This is a genomic window from Bradyrhizobium sp. SZCCHNS3002 (assembly GCF_032377435.1).
In the GTDB taxonomy this organism is placed as follows: domain Bacteria; phylum Pseudomonadota; class Alphaproteobacteria; order Rhizobiales; family Xanthobacteraceae; genus Bradyrhizobium.
Genome location: NZ_JAUHHY010000004.1, coordinates 230,629 through 248,197, shown reverse-complemented (window position 1 = coordinate 248,197; position 17,569 = coordinate 230,629). Strand labels below are relative to the sequence as shown.

Here is a 17,569-nt window from a genome sequence, read left to right as displayed (position 1 = left end):
CGCTTCGCCGCCCTACGACCCTCATGATTTCCCGAACGACGCCCGCAACAGCGCCGGATAGCGCGCGGCCTGGAAGCCGCCGCGGGCCGCGTAGAAGCTCAGCATCGCGATCCACAGGCCCGTATTGCCGAAGCCGCGCAGCGCCAGCCAGGTGCCGAGGAAGACGACCAGCGCCGCCACCATGAGGTTGCGCATGTCGCGCGCCCAGGTGGCGCCGATATAGACGCCGTCGAATGCGAAGGCGAACACCGACAGCAGCGGCGACGCCACCACGAACGGCAGGTAGTCGCGCGCCGCACGGCGCACGGCATCGCTTGCCGTCATCACGTCGATCAGCACCGGCCCGAACAGCGCGAAGATCGCGGCCACCGCGAGCGCGAAGCCGAAGCCCCAGGTCAGCACCAGCCTCGTGGCGCCGGCGAAGGCGTCCTTGTTGCGCGCGCCGAACGCGTAGCCGCAGAGCTGCTCGGCGGCATTGGCGAGCCCGTCGAGGAAGAAGGCGGCCACCAGCAGGAAATTGTTCAGCACCGCGTTTGCGGCGAGCGTCGTGTCGCCGGCGCGCGCGCCTTGCGAGGTGAAGAACAGGAAGGCCACGATCATCGCCGCGGTGCGGATCATGATGTCGCGGTTGACGGCCATCATGTGCATCAGCTTGGCGCGGTCGAGCAGCGCCGCACGCGACATCCGGGCGTCGGCCTTGACCAATCGGCGCGCCAGCACGAGGCCGATCGCGACACCGACCGTTTCCGCGATCACGGCGGCGATCGCCGCGCCGGCGATGCCGGCCTGCAGCACCTGGACGAACAGGATGGTCGCGGCCATGTTGATCAGGTTGATCGCGACCTGAACGCCCAAGGCCAGCCGCGCACGCGCCAGTCCGACCAGCCAGCCGAGCAGCACGTAGTTGGCGAGCGCCAGGGGCGCCGACCAGATCCGGACGATGAAATAGCTGTGGGCCGCGCTCAGCACGGCGTCGCTGCCGCCCATGATGTCGAAGATGATCGCGCCCAGCGGCAGTTGCAGCGCGATCAGGCTGACGCCGATCAGCGCGGCCAGCACGAGGCCGCGGACCAGGACCATCAGGATCTCGTCGGTCTCGCCGGCGCCGAGCGATTGCGCAGTGAAGGCGAGCGTGCTGGCGCGGAGGAACGCGAACAGCCAGAAGAGGCAGTCGAAGATCACCGAGGCCATGGCGACGCCGCCGAGCATGGCCGCTTCACCGAGCCTGCCGATCGCTGTGGTCGAGACGATGCCGATCAGCGGCGTGGTCAGATTGGCGATCATCGCGGGGCCCGCGATGTCGAACACCTGCGCAGTCGTGACTTTGGCTGAAGCGGTCAAGAACGGCTCTTTGATTGGCGAAACGCGCGACACGCGCGTCTCTGCCGTTCTTAGCGACCTTTCGCGTCTCCCGGCTAGAGGTCGATACTCATGCCGTCATGCGCGGCCACGTGGTCGATGCGGTCCAGCCGGCCCAGCATGTCGTCGCTCATATGGGTGAGCACCAGCCGCTTCGGCCTGATAGCATCGAGATGCGCCTCCAGCGTCGCGAGGCTGAGATGGTTCTTCACCGCCTTGTCGTAGGTATAGGCCTCGGCGATCAGCAGGTCGGCGTCGCGGCCGAGCGGGATCAGGCTGTCGGTCCATTCGGTGTCGGCGGTATAGGCGACGACCTTGCCTTCCGCCTCGATGCGGTAGCCGAGAAACGGCCCTCCGGAGTTGCCGTGCACCACCGCAAACGGCGTCACGCTGATGTCACCGAAGCGCATCGTCTCCTCGGGCACCAGCTCGATCACCGACAGCTCGAAATTGCGCGGCGTCGTCGACGAATGCTCGAACAGCGCTTCCATCACCTGCGTCAGCCGCGCCGCGATGCCGGCGGGGCCGGCGATCACCAGCGGCGTCGTTCGCCGTGAGAACTGCGCATCGAGCAGCAGGAACGGCAGGCCGGCGAAATGATCGCCATGGAAATGCGTGATCAGAATCAGTTCGATCGCGTTGCAGGCGATGCCGAGCCGCTTCAGCGCCGGCAGCGACGAGGCGCCGCAGTCGATCAGCAGGTTGGTGCGCTGGCCGGTCAGATGGAAGCAGGTGTTGGACCTGCCGCCCGATCCGAACGCGTCGCCGCAGCCGACGAAGCGGAGCTGCATCGGCTGCGGCTCTCTATCGGCCGCGCGGGGCGAACAGCCGCGACAGGAACCAGATCGGGATCACGATCACGGCGCCGAGCAGGAAGTAGCGCCAGAGCCAGTTGAAGGCGTCGAAACCGAGCTCGTACAGCCGGATGAACAGCAGCCGGATGCTGTGCAGGATGTTCAGCGGATCGAAGCCGATGGCCGACAGCACCACGCCGACCAGGATCGACAGCAGCACCAGCCGGAACGCGACCGACAGCGGCGAGCCGCCGAGAAAACGGTACAGGCCATCCGAGCTGCGGGCGCGGGCCGGATAGTCCCTGACGTCGTTCGACATGGCATCGTCTCCAGGCGGGTTCGTCGGATTCGCGAGCCCGATTATAAAGCACGGCAGGGCAGGTGGGGAACCCGGCTCAGCGCCGCAAGCCGGTTGCCGGCATTTAATGTTCCTCCGCGCTGCCGGACATTTGCGGATCGCCGCGCATTTCAATGCTGTCATGGCCGGGCTTGACCCGGCCATCCATCTTTCGAGTGAGGATGGATGCCCGGGCCTTCGCCGTGCCGAAGCGGCTACGGCCGCGCAGGCGGGTCAAGCCCGGGCATGACGAGTCCCCTATTGTCAGGCCATTTTGGGGTCTAGACACGCGAGACGCTGTCACGCCAGCGCCTCGCTCTTCAGCAGGCGCTCCAGCGTCTCCAGCCGGTCGGCGTCGCGCGGCGGCTTGTCCCAGCGCAGCCGGCTGATGCGCGGAAAGCGCATCGCGATGCCGGATTTGTGCCGCGGCGAGCGCTGCAGGCCCTCGAACGCCACTTCGAGCACAAGGCCCTGCTCGGGCTCGTGCACGACATGCCGCACGGGACCGAACTTCTCGGTGGTGTTGCGGCGGACGAAGCGGTCGATCTGCAGGAGCTCCTCGTCGGTGAAGCCGAAATAGGCCTTGCCGACGGGGACGAGCTGATCGCCGCCGTCTCCTGCCGTCCAGACGCCGAACGTGTAGTCGGAGTAATAGGACGAGCGCTTGCCATGGCCGCGCTGCGCATACATCAGCACGGCATCGATGATGTGCGGATCGTGCTTCCACTTCCACCATTGCCCCTTGGGACGGCCGGGCAGATACAGCGCGTCCCGCCGCTTCAGCATCACGCCTTCGACCGCCTCGGCATCGTCGCCGGCACCGGCCGAGGCGGGATTGGCACGCGCAGCCTTCAGCTCGTCCCAGGTCGCGAACGCAATCGTCGGCGACAGGTCGACGCGCGGGTCATCCAGACGCCGGATGAACGCTTCGAGCCGCTCGCGCCGCTGTTCGAACGGCAGCTCGCGCAGATCGTGCTCCTCATCGCCGAGCAGGTCGTAGGCGCGCAGGTGGATCGGATACTCCTTCATCAGCTTCGGCGATACCGTCTTGCGGTTCAGCCGCTGCTGCAGCACGTTGAAGCTCTGCACGCGACGGTCGCGCACCACCAGCAGCTCCCCGTCGAGCGCGCCGGGCAGATGCAGCGAGGGCAGCAGGTCCGGGAAGCTTGCCGTGATGTCCTCGCCGCTGCGCGAATACAGCCGCGTGACGACGCGGCCATCGGCCTCGCGGCCGCTCACTGCCTGCACGCGGATGCCGTCCCATTTCCATTCCGCGATGTAGTCGGCTGCCTTCATGTTGGCGAAGTCGTCGTCGTCGACGGCATGCGCCAGCATCACCGGCCGGAACGGCGCGGGATCGCGATTGACCGGCTTGTCGCCGCGGCCTTCCAGCCAGGCGAACAGGTCGAGATAGGGCGGCGCGAGGCCCGGCCAGATCAGCTCGACCTCGTGCGGGTCCTTGTCGCCGAGGGCGGCGGCCGCGGTCTTGGCGAGGCGCGCGGAGATGCCGATGCGCAACGCGCCGGTGACGAGCTTCAGCAGTGCCCAGCGCCCAGTTTCGTCGAGTTCATCCAGCCATTGCGCGAGCTGCCGCGGCATCTCGGTCTTGCCGAGCGTGCGCAGGGTGGTGACGACCTCGGTCAGCGTCGGCGGTGGCGGGTTGTTGTGGCCTGCGGCGTGCGATCCGGGTGTGTGCGCTTCAGGGAAACCGCCTGTGTGGCACCCCCCTCCCTGACCCTCCCCCACAAGGGGGGAGGGAACGGAGAGAGCGGAGCTCGGAGGGGCAAGAGCACTTTTCGAGCTGCCGTTCGCTATCGAATGAGATGCAAACTCCGGGTCCCACTCGGCTCCCTCCCCCCTTGTGGGGGAGGGCTGGGGAGGGGGGTACCCGGAAACGAGCTGCTTATTAGGAGCGCCCTTCGGCCACATCAGCGCGACCGTCTCCGAGAGATCGCCGACATAGTCATACGATAGCGCGAACAGCACCGGATCGGTGCGCGCGGCGATGAGATCGCGGATCAGCGCCGGCTTGGCGTGCTTGAACGACAGCGCGCCGGTCAGCGCGCCCAACGCGTAGCCGCGATCGGGATCCCCGACCTCGCGGAAATACGCCGTCAGCAGCCGCAGCTTGTTGTTGCGGCCGGGCTCGTAGGCGAGGCGGTCGAGCAGCTCGGCGAAGCGGTTCATGCCTCGGCGTCCTCCGTCGCCGCCACTTCGCTCTCCTCCTCGTCGCCGTAGCCGACCAGGTCGAGCGGCCGCGCGGCAAGCCCGCGCGACTGGCACCAATGCACCAGCGCGTCCTCCTGCCCATGGGTGACCCACACTTCGCTTGCGCCGGTCGCCGCGATCGTCGCGGTCAGCCCGTCCCAGTCGGCATGGTCCGAGATCACCAGCGGCAGCTCGATGCCGCGCTGCCGGGCCCTGGCGCGCACCCGCATCCAGCCCGAGGCGAAGGCGGTGACGGGATCGGGAAAGCGCCGGGTCCACAGGTCGGAGGTCGCGCTCGGTGGCGCAAGCGTGATGGTGCCGGCAAGCTCGGCCTTCTTGACGCCCTTCACAGGCCGCAACTCGCCCAGCGCGATGCCCTTGTCCTGATAGTAGCGCGTGATCTTCTCCATCGCGCCATGCAGGTAGATCGGCCGATCATAGCCGGCCTCGCGGATCAGCGCGATCACGCGCTGCGCCTTGCCGAGCGAATACGCGCCGACCAGATGCGCGCGCTCGGGAAACAGCGCCACCGACGCCAGCAGCTTGTTGACCTCCAGCGCCGCGTCGCCATGGCGGAACACGGGCAGGCCGAACGTGGCCTCGGTGATGAAGACGTCGCATTGCACGAGCTCGAACGGCGCACAGGTCGGATCGCGCGCATCCTTGTAGTCGCCGGAGGCGACGATGCAGGTCCCGCCGCAGGACACCTTGATCTGCGCCGAGCCCAGCACATGGCCCGCCGGGTGGAAGCCCACGGTGACGTCGCCGAGCCTGATCTCCTCGCCATAGCGGATCGGCTGCGTGTTGCCGGCAAAATTCTCGCCATAGCGCAGCCGCATGATGTCCAGCGTCTCCTGCGTCGCCAGCACGGCGCCGTGGCCGGCACGGGCATGATCGGAATGGCCGTGGGTAATCAGCGCCCGCTCGACCGGGCGCACGGGATCGATGTGAAAGCCGCCGGCCTTGCAGCACAGGCCGGACGGAACGGGCAACAGAATGTCTTGCGGGCGCATCAAGTTCATATAGGTCTCGTCAGCCGGATTTTCAGTCTGTCCCATTCCCGGCCGGGATGCGCGGGCTTGACCCGCGCATGCATCTCCTGGAATGACAGCCCGCCCAGACCACGGTTCCAGCATGCCCCACCGGTTCTTCCTCTCCTCCGGCGACCTGATCGCCGACCGCCGCTACGAGTTCGCCCGCGACCTGCAATTGAAGGGCGATCTGGCCGCGGCCGCGGAGGTGATGGAGCAGGCCATCGAGGTCGCGCCGAACTTCGCCTCGGCGTGGTTCGAGCTCGGCCAGATCAGGATTGCGCTCGGCGAAACCGACAAGGCGGTCGCCGCGTTCCAGAACGCCCGGGGCGCCGATCCGGATGACCGCCATGGCGCCGGCGTGCGGCTGATGCAGCTCGGTGCCGCGCCGCTGTCGGATATGCCGAAGGCCTATGTGCAGTCGCTGTTCGACCAATACGCGCCGCGCTTCGAGTCCGAGCTGATCGAGCGGCTCAACTACCGGGCGCCGAACATCCTGTTCAAGGCCGTGCTCGCGGTGCGCGCGGCTGAGCGCAAGCCGGCCTACTTCAAGCGCGCGATCGATCTCGGCTGCGGCACCGGGCTGGGCGCGGCGGCGTTCGCCAAGAATGTCGACAGCATCATCGGGATCGACCTGTCGGCCGGCATGATCGCGGAAGCGCGCGCCACCGGGCTCTATGCCGGGCTCGAGGTCGACGATATGACGGCAGGGCTGGCGCGCCAGGACGATGCGTCTGCGGATCTCATTCTTGCTGCCGATGCGATGGTCTATGTCGGCGACCTCGGCCCGGTGTTGCGCGAGGCGCAACGTGTGCTGATGCCGGGGGGGCTGCTGACCTTCACCGTCGAGACCCATGACGGCGACGGTGTCATCATGGGCAAGGGGCTGCGCTATGCCCATGGCGCGGAATATGTCCGTGGCGTGATTGCGGCCGCGGGATTGAAGCTGGCCCATCTCGCGCCGGCGTCGCCGCGGACCGAGGAGCAATTGCCGGTGCGCGGCCTGGCCGTGGTCGCCACCAGGACTTGAGTCTACACGCTATTGAATGCGCTGCACGCGGCGTCCAATGCGGCAACTTCGCTCTTGCCGCAGCTCTCCCGATGCCAAAAAATGCCGGCAGTCCAGGGAGAGACAAAAATGAAAAAACATCTGACGCGGCGCGATTTCTGCGCCACCGCGCTTGCGACCATCGGCGCCTCGACGATCGCGTCGCCCTATGTCTGGGCCGCCGAGAAGAAGTATGACGCCGGCGCCAGCGATACCGAGATCAGGATCGGCCAGACCATTCCGCATTCCGGCCCCGGCTCGCTGTATGGTGTGCTCGGCCGTGTCGGCGAGGCCTATTTCCAGATGCTGAACGAGCAGGGCGGCATCAATGGGCGCAAGGTCAAGTTCCTGACGATGGACGATGCCTATAGCGCGCCGAAATGCGTCGAGGCGACCCGGCGGCTGGTCGAGCAGGACGAGGTGCTGGCGCTGTACGGCTCGCTCGGCACCGCGCCGCAGACCGCCGTGCACAAATACCTCAACTCCAAGGGCGTGCCGCAGCTCCTGCTCAACACCGGCGCCTCGAAGTGGAACGACCCCAAGAACTACAAATGGACCATGGCCGGCCTGCCGCTGTATCCGACGGAGGCGCGCATCCTCGCCAAGCATGTGCTGAGCGTGAAGCCGGAAGCCAAGATCGGCATCCTCTATCAGAACGACGATTTCGGCCGCGATTTCCTGGGACCGTTCAAGAAGGTGCTGGCCGACGCCGGCGGCAAGGCGCAGGTGATCATGGAGCAGACCTATGATCTCACCGAGCCGACGGTGGACTCCCAGCTCATCAACCTGTCGAAGTCCGGCGCCGACGTGTTCTACAACATCACCACCGGCAAGGCGACGTCGCAGTCGATCCGCAAGGTGGCCGAGCTCGGCTGGAAGCCGCTGCAACTGCTGTCGGCCGGCTCGACCGGCCGCTCGATTCTCTCGGCCGCCGGACTCGAGAACGCCAAGGACATCGTTGCCATCCGCTACTCAAAGGATGCCGGCGTGCCGCAATGGAAGGACGACCCGGACGTCAAGGGGTTCGAGGCGCTGCGCGCCAAGTACCTGCCCAACATCGATCCCGACAACACCATCGCCTATGCCGGCTACGGCCAGGCGGTGTCGATGGGCGAGATCCTGCGCCGCTGCGGCGACATGCTGACCCGCGAGAACGTGCTCAAGCACGCCACGACGCTCGCCGGCTTCCACTCGCCGTTCTTCCTCGATGGCGTCAACTACGCCTACACGCCGGACGACTACACGCCGATGAAGACGCTCTACATCTCGATCTTCGACGGCAAGGACTGGAGCATCTCCGAGAAGCCGATGACAGAGTAGGGATTTTCCCTCCATCGGATGATGGCACCGGAGCTGTGGCCGCACTCTCCGGTGTCGTGCCGGCGAGCGCAGGGACCCATACCGCGGGGTCAATCGGTGAGGCGTCACTGCAAGTCATCGTCCCATAAAAGCCGGTGGCTATGGGTCCCTGCGTTCGCAGGAACGACAAAGGAGTTTGCTGAGGCGCTGGTGCGCTTCAGCATGGGCTGGGCCGACGGCGGAGGTGGTCGAGGCAATCGAGTGTTATCGCCCCGACCCTCGACGAACCGCGCGTGACTGCCTACCTTCCCCCGGTGCCGCCCCGCGTCTCACCAGTCCCGTCCGACGACAGCGCCGCGCTGCCTGACCATTTCGCAAAATGGTTCGCGGCGCGCGGCTGGGCGCCGCGCGCGCATCAGCTCGCGCTGCTCGACAAGGCGCGGGCCAACCGGTCTGCACTGCTGATCGCCCCGACCGGTGCCGGCAAGACGCTCGCCGGGTTCCTGCCAACCTTGGTGGAATTGGGCTCGGCCTCTGCGTCGAATGACCGATCTGCTCGCGCCAAACAATCCGCTCTCTCCTCTCCCTCCCCCCTTGTGGGGGAGGGGCCGGGAGGGGGGCCTCCGGCGGAAGTATCGATGGGTCCCGCGCCTTCCCGCCGGTACGCCTCGCACGAATCCGGCGAGTCCACTGCCGCGGATCCCGATCCTTCGTCTTCGCGGGTAGCAGGAACCAACCGGGCAGCTGCAAAGGTGATTTCAACGGGGCGATCCGTCGTTCGCTCCGCCGGCCTGCACACGCTCTACATCTCCCCGCTCAAGGCGCTCGCGGTCGACATCGCGCGCAATCTCGAGGCGCCGATCTCCGAGATGGGCCTGCCGATCAAGGTCGAGACCCGCACCGGCGACACGCCGGTGTCGCGCCGGCAGCGGCAGCGCCGTTATCCGCCGGACATCCTGCTGACGACGCCCGAGCAGATGGCGCTGCTGCTGTCGTCGGACGATGCGCCGTTCCTGTTTTCCTCGCTGAAGCGCGTCGTGCTCGACGAGCTGCATGCGCTGGTCACCTCCAAGCGCGGCGATCTGTTGTCGCTCGCGCTGGCTCGGCTGTGGCGGCTTGCGCCGGACATGCGCATGATCGGCCTGTCGGCGACGGTCGCTGAGCCCGAGCAGCTCGCGCGCTTCCTGGTGCCGCAGCCGAGGGGCGGCATCGCTGCGGCCGACGTCGTGGTCGCCGGCGGCGCCGCGCCGCCGGTGGTCGAGATGCTCGACACGCAGGAGCGGCTGCCATGGGCCGGCCACAGCGCGCGCCATGCGCTGGCCGAGATGTACGAGCTGATCAAGCAAAACAAGACCACGCTGGTGTTCGTCAACACCCGCAGCCAGGCCGAGATGCTGTTCCAGGAATTCTGGCGCATCAACGACGACAACCTCGCCATCGCCCTGCATCACGGCTCGCTCGACGTCGCGCAGCGCCGCAAGGTCGAGGACGCGATGTCGGCCGGCCGGCTGCGCGGCGTCGTCTGCACCTCCTCGCTCGATCTCGGCGTCGACTGGGGCGACGTCGACCTCGTCATCAATGTCGGCGCGCCCAAGGGCTGCTCGCGGCTGATGCAGCGCATCGGCCGTGCCAATCACCGGCTCGACGAGGCTTCGCGGGCGGTGCTGGTGCCGGCCAACCGCTTCGAGGTGCTGGAATGCTCGGTGGCGATCGACGCCATCGCCGACAATGCGCAGGACACGCCGCCGCTGCGCATCGGCGCGCTCGACGTGCTGGCTCAGCACGTGCTCGGCTGCGCCTGCGCCGAGCCGTTTCTCAGCGACGAACTCTATGCGGAGGTGATCACCACCGCGCCCTATGCGTCGCTGTCGCGGGCCGATTTCGACGACGTCGTCGACTTCGTCGCCACCGGCGGCTACGCGCTGAAGACCTATGAGCGGTTCGCGCGCATCAAGCAGGATGCGAAGGGCCGCTGGCGCGTCGCCAATCCCAAGGTGCGGCAGAGCTATCGCTTGAACGTCGGCACCATCGTGGAAGAAGCGATGCTGAAGGTGCGGCTGGTGCGCGCGCGCGGCGGCGGCACGGGAGCGACCGGCGCGATCGCGCGCGGCGGCCGGCTGCTCGGCGAGATCGAGGAGGCGTTCATCGAAGGCCTCACGCTCGGCGACACTTTCGTGTTCAGCGGCGAGATCGTGCGCTACGAGGCGCTGGCCGAGGACCAGGTCTATGTCAGCAGGGCCAACGACTCCGATCCGAAGGTGCCGTCCTATATGGGCGGCAAGTTTCCGCTGTCGACCTATCTCGCCGAGCGCGTGCGCGGCCTGCTCGACGACCGCACGGCCTGGAGCGCGTTGCCGGAGCAGGTGCGCGACTGGCTGTCGTTGCAGAAGTACGTGTCGCGCATCCCGGCCCGGCGCGAATTGCTCGTCGAGAGCTTTCCGCGCTCCAACAAGCACTACATCGTCTGCTATCCGTTCGAAGGCAGGCTCGCGCATCAGACGCTCGGCATGCTGCTGACGCGCCGGCTCGAGCGGGCGCGCGCCCGGCCGCTCGGCTTCGTCGCCAATGAATATGCGCTTGCGGTGTGGGGGCTCGGCGACATGTCGCTGATGGTCAAGCAGGGGCGGCTCGACCTCGCCGCTTTGTTCGACCCGGATATGCTCGGCGACGATCTCGAGGCATGGCTCGCCGAATCCGCGCTGATGAAGCGCACGTTCCGCTCCTGCGCCATCATCTCCGGCCTGATCGCGCGGCGGTCGACCACCGAGGAGAAGACCCGCCGCCAGGTGCTGTTCTCGACCGATCTGGTCTACGACGTGCTGCGCCGGCATCAGCCCGATCACATGCTGTTGCGCGCGGCGCGCGCCGATGCCGCCACCGGCCTGCTCGATCTGAAGCGGCTCGGTGATATGCTCCAGCGCATCGAGGGACGAATCACCCATCGGGAACTCGATCGCGTCTCGCCGCTGGCGGTGCCGGTGATGCTGGAAATCGGCCGCGAATCCGTCTATGGCGAGGCCGCCGACGAGCTCCTGGCCGAGGCTGCCGAGGAACTCGTGAAGGAAGCGATGGGGTAGTTGATAGTTGGGGCACGCAATGCGCGGCGCAGCAGGTCTACTCCCTCTCCCCTTGTGGAGGAGGGCCGGGGAGGGGGGCAGCCCCGAGGAGCGGCCGTCGTGAGTCTTCCGATCGCCATCGCCTCGGCTCATCCCGATCAGCACGGTGGTGCGCAGCGCGGCCGCTCCGCCGCGCTCGAGATCGCCGGCCTGTCGCTGCGCGTCGATCTCTCCGGCGCGCTGGTATGGGACGCGCAGCAGTTGCTCGTTGTCTCCGACCTGCATCTGGAGAAGGGCTCGAGCTACGCCTCGCGCGGCACGCTGCTGCCGCCGTTCGACACCATCGCGACGCTCCAGCGCCTTGCCTCGGTGATCGCACACTACAATCCGCGCACCGTGATCGCGCTCGGCGACAGCTTTCATGATCGCGATGCGCATACGCGCCTGACCGGCGACGACCGCGCTGCGATCGCAAATCTCCAGGTCGGCCGCGACTGGGTCTGGATCACGGGCAACCACGATCCGGCGCCGCGCGGTATCGGCGGCGAGGTTGCGGACGAGATCACGTTGGGCGCGGTGACGTTCCGCCACGAGCCGACCGGCGCGCGCGGCGAGATCGCCGGCCATCTGCATCCCAAGGCGCGGGTGGCGACGCGGGCGCGCACTTTGGAGCGCCGCTGCTTCGTCTCCGACGGCGAGCGCGCGGTGATGCCGGCGTTCGGCGCCTATGCCGGCGGCCTGAGCGTGCGCGACGCAGCCTTCGCCAGGCTGTTCCCGAAGCGTGCTTTCGTCGCGCATGTGCTGGGAGATACCCGGCTGCACAGCATCGCCGCGGCGAGGTGCTATTAGTTCAGTGGATGGTCGGGAGTCGAAATTCGGAGTTGGACTGACCATGCCGGCGACGAACTCCGCCGCGCTCTCTCCCCCGCTTGCGGGGGAGAGTTGGAGAGGGGGCGCCACGCGCACCGCCGTTGGAGCGGCCCCCCTCCCTAGCCCTCCCCCGCAAGCGGGAGAGGGGACGCACCGCCCGCGGGGCGTAACGGTTGCAGAAGTCGCGAGCGAACGCAGCTACGCCGCCTTCGCCTGCACCTTCTCGCAGAACTCGGCCAGCCGGTCCGCGAGCCGCAGCGTCGCCGGGCTGGCGTCCGGCGAGGCGACCAGCGCGACCTCGGTGCGGTCGATCGGCGCAAAGCCTTCGCGGGCCGTCAGCACGCGGTGCTCCGCCTGCACCGACATGTCGGAGAGAATGCTCAGCCCCATCCCGGCGGCAACCGCGGCCTGGATACCGGCGAGGCTCGACGATGTGTAGGCCATGTGCCAGGCGCGTCCCTCGCTCTCCAGCGCATGGATCGCGCGGGTGCGATAGATGCAGCCGAGCGGGAAGCCGATCAGCGGCAGCGAGCGGGCATCGAGGCTGACCGGATGGCTCTTGCTGGTCACCCAATAGACCTGCTCCGGCCATGCCGCGATCGCCGCGTGTGAGTCGTCGGCGCCGCGCTTGAGCAGCGCCAGATCGAGGTCGCCGCGCTCGATGTCGCGCTTGAGGTTGAGGCTCTGGTCGGCACGCACGTCGAGCCGCAGATCGGGATGGGCGCGCGAGAACGCCGCGAGCAGTTTTGCGAGGCGGTAGGCGGCAAAGTCTTCGGGGATGCCGAGCTTGACCGCGCCGGCCGGACCCGGCCGCGCGACGACGTCGCGGGCCTCCTCGGCGAGCGCTAGCAGGCGGCGGGCGTAGGACAACAGCCGCTCGCCGGCCTCGGTCGGTATGACCGCGCGGCCGTCGCGGTTGAGCAAGGTCTGGCCAAGGTCGTCCTCGAGCCGCCGGATCTGCTGACTGATGGTCGACTGCGTACGGTGGACGCGCTCGCCCGCGCGGGTGAAACCGCCCGCCTCGACCACCGAGACGAAGCTGCGCAACAGGTCCAGATCGAGCATTCCTGGCCTCCATTTGGAAAACCACTGAGTTTCAGTCTATCATTTAATTTCCAGATGGGAAAGAACAGCCCTACATCGAGGACGAAGGAGATCCCCGATGTCGTCCGTATCCTCCGTTGCGGTGACCCCCGTGAAGTCGAACCTGCTGCCGCTCGAGATCGGCCTGTTCTGCCTGCTGTGGAGCTTTGCTTTCGTCGCCGGCAAGATCGGCGTCACCTATTGTCCGCCGCTCCTGCTGCTCGCGGCGCGGTTCTCGCTCGCCGGCGTGCTCGTTCTCGCGGTGCCGGCTATCCGGGGCGAGCTGCGCATGAGCTGGCGCGATGCGGCGGTGTTCGCGATCATCGGCATCGCCAACAACGCACTCTATCTCGGCCTCGGCTATACCGGCTTGCAGACGGTGTCGGCGGGGCTCGGCGGCCTGATCGTCTCGGCCAATCCGGTGTTCACCGCGGTGTTCGCCGCGCTGCTGCTCGGCGAGCCGCTGACCCTGCGCAAGGTCGCGGGCCTCGCGCTCGGCACCATCGGCGTCGCCATGATCGTCTGGCACCGCATGTCCGTCGGCACCGACCACCTCGAAGGCATCCTCTATACGCTGGCGGCGCTGGCCTCGATCGTCACCGGGACCATCCTCTTCAAGCAGCTCGCGCCGAAGGGCAGCCTGTGGGTCGGCAACGGAATCCAGAATCTCTCCGCCGGGCTGGTGCTCTGGCCGGTGGCGCTGGGCGTGTCGCACGTGGGCGAGATCGTGCTGAATGCGCAACTGATCGGTGCGTTCGTCTTCCTGGTGCTCGGCGGCTCGATCCTCGCCTACGTGCTCTGGTTTCACCTCCTGAAGGTCTGCGGTGCGACCGCCGCCAGCGCCTATCACTTCGTGATGCCGCCGCTGGCGATGATCTTCGCCTTCGTGGTGCTCGGCGAGCACGTGGCGCTGCAGGATCTGCTCGGCGTCATACCCGTCGCGCTCGGGATCTATCTGGTCACGCGGGCTCCGGCCCGCACGGTGGGAGCACAAGCATGAGCGTTGCGATCACGCTGATCGGCGGCCCGACCGCCCTGATCGAAATCGACGGCTTCCGCCTGCTGACCGATCCGACCTTCGACGATCCCGGCACATATCAGCTGCCGCACGTCACCCTGGAGAAGCTCTCGCGACCGGCGCTAACGGCAGATGCGGTCGGCGACGTCGACGCGGTGCTGCTCAGCCATGATCAGCATTCCGACAATCTCGATCATGGCGGACGGGCCTTCCTGTCCCGTGCGCGGCGCGTGCTGACCACCGAGATCGGTGCAATACGGCTCGGTGCGTCAGCCGAAGGGCTCGCGCCCTGGAGCGAAACCGAGCTGACGAAGAATGGCAGGTCGTTGAAGGTTGTGGCGACCCCGGCGCGCCACGGTCCGGCCGGCATCGAGCCGGTCGCGGGCGATGTCATCGGATTCGTGCTGCAGTCGAAAGGGTCTGCGCCGATCTATGTCAGCGGCGACACCGTGTTCTACGACGGCGTCGCCGAGGTGGCGCGGCGCTTTCGTGCGGGAATCGTGCTGCCGTTTGCTGGCGCGGCGCAGACGCGCGGGCCGTTCCACCTGACCATGGACACCAACGACACGATCGAGACGGCCCGGGTGTTTTCTGACGCGCTGATCGTTCCCGTCCACACCGATGGCTGGGCACATTTCCGGCAGAGCGCGCAGGACCTGCGCAACACGTTCGACGTACTCGGCTTCGGGGCGCGGCTGAAGCTGCTGGAGCCAGGTGTGCGGACGGTGATCGAACGCTGACCTCGCACAGCGACTAGTCCCTTCGGAACACGATCGACGCCATCCATCCCGTCATCAGCGCCATCGCGGCGGTGACCAGGCCATAGACGAAGCCGTTCTGCTTGGCGGAGGCCGCGACGAACTGCTCGAAGCCGACCTTGACGATCTCGAACGCAGTCTCGGTCTTGGTGACCAGTGCGCCGTCGGCGAGCAGCTTGATCTCGACCTCGTAGGTGCCGATCGGGACCGCAGCGGGCAACGGGATTCCGGTGCGGAACAGCGTCGGCGTGAGGAAGGTCACCGCGGACGTATCCTCGCGGTACAGGCCGTGCTGCGACTGCAGCCGCACGAAGGCGCTGCGGAACGCGTCGTTCGGGACGACATCGGCATAGTCGGGACCGACGCGCTGCGTGAGCAGCACGTTGTTGAGTCCGAGCTGCTGCCGGCGCAGCACCTCGGGCGCGGCCATCGCATCGAAGGGGCGGTTGGCGAACAGCGCCAGATAGCCGGGCACTTTCAGGAACTGGCGGGAGTCGGTGTTGATCCAGATGCCGAACTTTCGTTCCTTGCGTCGCGTCACCATGTCGGCCCGCGGTCCGCGGACGGTGACGACGAGGTCATAGGCGGTGCGGCCCGGCGGCGTCTGGATGTCCTTCTCGACCGAGCCGAACAGCACCAGCTCCTCGCCGGAATAGTTCGGCGTCACCGTCACGCGATGGTTGGAGACCGAGACGATCAGGCGCTCGGCGCGTGCGGATGCGGCGCCGGCCAGCAGCAGCATGACGATAAGGCTGGCGAGGCGGAGCGGCGTCATTGGCTGATCTCGGTCTCGCGGATCGTGAACAGGTCGTCGGGCTTGATCACGAGCTCGATCGCGAACCGGATGCCGACGGCGAGGATCAGCAGGCCGAGCAGCAGCCTAAGCTGCTCGCCGCGGATCATCTGGCCGGCGCGGGCCCCGAACTGCGCGCCCGTGACGCCGCCGACCATCAGGATCAGCGCCAGAACGGCGTCGACCAGATGATTGCTCATCGCGTGCAGCATGGTCGCGATCATCATGGTCGCGAGCGTCAGGACCATCGAGGTGCCGATGACGGTCGAGGTCGGCACACGCAGCAGGTAGATCAGCAGGGGCACCAGAATGAAGCCGCCGCCGATGCCCATCACGGCGCCGAGGAAGCCGATGATCAGGCCGATGCCGATCACCGGAATGACGGAGACGTAGATCTTCGAGCGCTTGAAGCGCATCTTCAGCGGCAGGCCATGGATCCAGACATGGCTGCCCGGACGCCGCACGGTCGCGACCGCGCCCTGGCGCGCGCGCATCATCGCGCGCAGTCCTTCCCAGAACATCGTGCCGCCGACGCTCGTCAGCAGCGCGACATAGGACAGCGCGATCATCAGATCGAGTTGGCCGAGCGACCGCAACAGAGTGAAGGTGGCGACGCCGAGCCCCGTGCCGAGCGCGCCGCCGATCATCAATACCGCGGCCAGCGAGGGATCGATGGCGCGCCGCCGCCAATAGGACAGCGCGCCGGAGAACGACGAGGCGGCGATGTGGCTGGAGACCGAGGCGACCGCAACTGCTGGGGTGATGCCGACGAAGATCAGGAGCGGCGTCATCAGGAACCCGCCGCCGATGCCGAACATGCCGGAGACGAAGCCGACGGCCGCGCCCATCGCCAGCAACAGGAAGATGTTGACCGGGATGTCGGCGATCGGAAGATAAATCTGCATCCGCGCGGCCTCTGCCATCCTTCGAGCGAGCATCCCGCGCATGCCATGCAGGACGCCAAGCTCCTGCATAACCGAAAATCGCAGCGAAGGGATCAGTCATTCCCGCCCGAAGTCACATCCGCCGACGCCGAGCGTGGGGTTCTGAGGGCTCGGTCAAAGGGCCTTGAGCTGCGCGGTCACCAGCCTCATGGCCTCGGCATCGCTCGGATCGAGCCAGCGGATGTCGCGGGTCTGCGACATCGCCTCGATGACCTGCGACGATACGCCCATGCGCGTCATGTAGCCGAGGATGGCACCGGTGACGCGCTGGGTGTCGGCGACCGCGTCAGCGCCGCGGGCCTCAGACGTGAAGCGGTGCACGCCGAGCGCCGAACCATCGAGGCCGTAGCGGGTCTGCCCGCCGGCAAAGGCGAACACGCAGGCGCTGGCGCAGAAGCCCGGACGGATGCGGCCGCCATTGTCGGCCACGCCGACGGCGGTCGCGAGTCCGCGGGCGCGGATGATCTCGCCCATCAGTACCCCCTGGTCGAGGTTGCCGCCGGGCGAGGACAGCAGGATCACGTCACCCGGCTTGAGACGGGCCTCGCTGATCCGCTCACGCAGCCAGCCGGCCGCCGCTGGTCCGATGGGGCCGCTGACGGCGAGCACGGCGCGCCTGTCGCCCAGCCCGGCAAGGACGGGGTCGGCGACCAGCGCCGCCGACAGACTTGGCGAAATGTACTGATCCTTCCAGAACGACCAGGCGTCAGGCTGCGACAGGTCGCGGTAGGCGCGAATGCCCCCGCCGAGCACGATTGCAACGAAGAAGATGACGGTAGCCAGCCGGCGCCATCGGAACGCCGCAGGATAGCCGTCGGTCACGTGCTGCATTCGTTGGCGAGGAGGCGGAGCAGCGGCGACGTTCGCCGTGGTCCGCGGCGGCACGCGGGGCCCCGTCGGCGACTGCAGGAAGCCCGCGCCGTCCGGTTGTTCGTTCCCCGCTGACACCTGTCGATGCTCCTCGCGGCGCT

General features: G+C 67.4%; 15 protein-coding genes. 6 read left to right on the top strand and 9 right to left on the bottom strand.

The features are described 5' to 3' along the window. Nucleotides 1-21: 21 nt before the first annotated feature. The 5 genes from QW845_RS10830 to QW845_RS10810 form a co-directional block, all read right to left on the bottom strand. On the bottom strand, nt 22-1,308 hold the full coding sequence (locus tag QW845_RS10830; protein WP_315801769.1) for an MATE family efflux transporter: 1,287 nt from the start codon (nt 1,306-1,308) through the stop codon (nt 22-24). A 107-nt stretch (nt 1,309-1,415) separates the two neighbouring features. Next, nucleotides 1,416-2,150 carry an MBL fold metallo-hydrolase gene (locus tag QW845_RS10825; RefSeq protein ID WP_315801567.1) on the bottom strand — a complete coding sequence of 245 codons (735 nt, stop codon included), beginning with the start codon at nt 2,148-2,150 and terminating at the stop codon, nt 1,416-1,418. Nucleotides 2,151-2,163: 13 nt separating this feature from the next. Continuing rightward, nucleotides 2,164-2,472 (bottom strand): DUF6460 domain-containing protein, encoded by a 309-nt coding sequence (locus tag QW845_RS10820; RefSeq protein WP_315801566.1) that lies wholly within the window; start codon nt 2,470-2,472, stop codon nt 2,164-2,166. A gap of 318 nt (nt 2,473-2,790) precedes the next feature. Continuing rightward, complete coding sequence (locus tag QW845_RS10815) at nt 2,791-4,677, bottom strand: ATP-dependent DNA ligase (protein ID WP_315801565.1); 1,887 nt, start codon at nt 4,675-4,677, stop codon at nt 2,791-2,793. After that, a complete protein-coding gene (locus tag QW845_RS10810; RefSeq protein WP_409997901.1) occupies nt 4,674-5,711 on the bottom strand; it encodes a ligase-associated DNA damage response exonuclease in 1,038 nt (345 codons plus the stop codon). The genes QW845_RS10815 and QW845_RS10810 overlap by 4 nt, the downstream gene beginning before the upstream one ends. 121 nt (nt 5,712-5,832) lie before the next feature. On the opposite strand from QW845_RS10810, the gene QW845_RS10805 reads away from it, so the two are divergent. From QW845_RS10805 to pdeM, 4 genes are all read left to right on the top strand, one after another. Beyond that, complete coding sequence (locus QW845_RS10805) at nt 5,833-6,759, top strand: class I SAM-dependent DNA methyltransferase (protein WP_315801563.1); 927 nt, start codon at nt 5,833-5,835, stop codon at nt 6,757-6,759. A 108-nt stretch (nt 6,760-6,867) separates the two neighbouring features. Further along, nucleotides 6,868-8,097 carry an ABC transporter substrate-binding protein gene (locus tag QW845_RS10800; protein WP_315801562.1) on the top strand — a complete coding sequence of 410 codons (1,230 nt, stop codon included), beginning with the start codon at nt 6,868-6,870 and terminating at the stop codon, nt 8,095-8,097. Between the two features lie 293 nt (nt 8,098-8,390). Beyond that, complete coding sequence (locus QW845_RS10795) at nt 8,391-11,153, top strand: ligase-associated DNA damage response DEXH box helicase (RefSeq protein ID WP_315801768.1); 2,763 nt, start codon at nt 8,391-8,393, stop codon at nt 11,151-11,153. Between the two features lie 180 nt (nt 11,154-11,333). Then, entirely contained in the window at nt 11,334-11,981 is a 648-nt protein-coding gene (gene pdeM, locus QW845_RS10790; RefSeq protein ID WP_315801767.1) for a ligase-associated DNA damage response endonuclease PdeM, read from the top strand. A 219-nt stretch (nt 11,982-12,200) separates the two neighbouring features. On the opposite strand, the gene QW845_RS10785 is transcribed toward pdeM, so the two are convergent. Next, nucleotides 12,201-13,067 (bottom strand): LysR family transcriptional regulator, encoded by an 867-nt coding sequence (locus QW845_RS10785; protein ID WP_315801561.1) that lies wholly within the window; start codon nt 13,065-13,067, stop codon nt 12,201-12,203. A gap of 97 nt (nt 13,068-13,164) precedes the next feature. Between QW845_RS10785 and QW845_RS10780 the strand changes: the two genes are divergently transcribed. Both QW845_RS10780 and QW845_RS10775 read left to right on the top strand, forming a co-directional pair. Next, nucleotides 13,165-14,085, top strand: coding sequence for a DMT family transporter (locus tag QW845_RS10780; RefSeq protein ID WP_315801560.1), 921 nt, complete (start codon nt 13,165-13,167; stop codon nt 14,083-14,085). Continuing rightward, nucleotides 14,082-14,843 carry an MBL fold metallo-hydrolase gene (locus QW845_RS10775; RefSeq protein ID WP_315801559.1) on the top strand — a complete coding sequence of 254 codons (762 nt, stop codon included), beginning with the start codon at nt 14,082-14,084 and terminating at the stop codon, nt 14,841-14,843. Before QW845_RS10780 ends, QW845_RS10775 begins: the two co-directional genes overlap by 4 nt. Before the next feature lie 13 nt (nt 14,844-14,856). Here QW845_RS10775 and QW845_RS10770 read toward each other — a convergent pair whose 3' ends face one another. From QW845_RS10770 to QW845_RS10760, 3 genes are all read right to left on the bottom strand, one after another. Continuing rightward, a complete protein-coding gene (locus QW845_RS10770) occupies nt 14,857-15,636 on the bottom strand; it encodes a TIGR02186 family protein (RefSeq protein WP_315801558.1) in 780 nt (259 codons plus the stop codon). Beyond that, on the bottom strand, nt 15,633-16,559 hold the full coding sequence (locus tag QW845_RS10765) for a sulfite exporter TauE/SafE family protein (RefSeq protein WP_315801557.1): 927 nt from the start codon (nt 16,557-16,559) through the stop codon (nt 15,633-15,635). The genes QW845_RS10770 and QW845_RS10765 overlap by 4 nt, the downstream gene beginning before the upstream one ends. Before the next feature lie 153 nt (nt 16,560-16,712). Beyond that, a complete protein-coding gene (locus tag QW845_RS10760; protein ID WP_315801556.1) occupies nt 16,713-17,546 on the bottom strand; it encodes a hypothetical protein in 834 nt (277 codons plus the stop codon). Between the last annotated feature and the right edge of the window lie 23 nt (nt 17,547-17,569).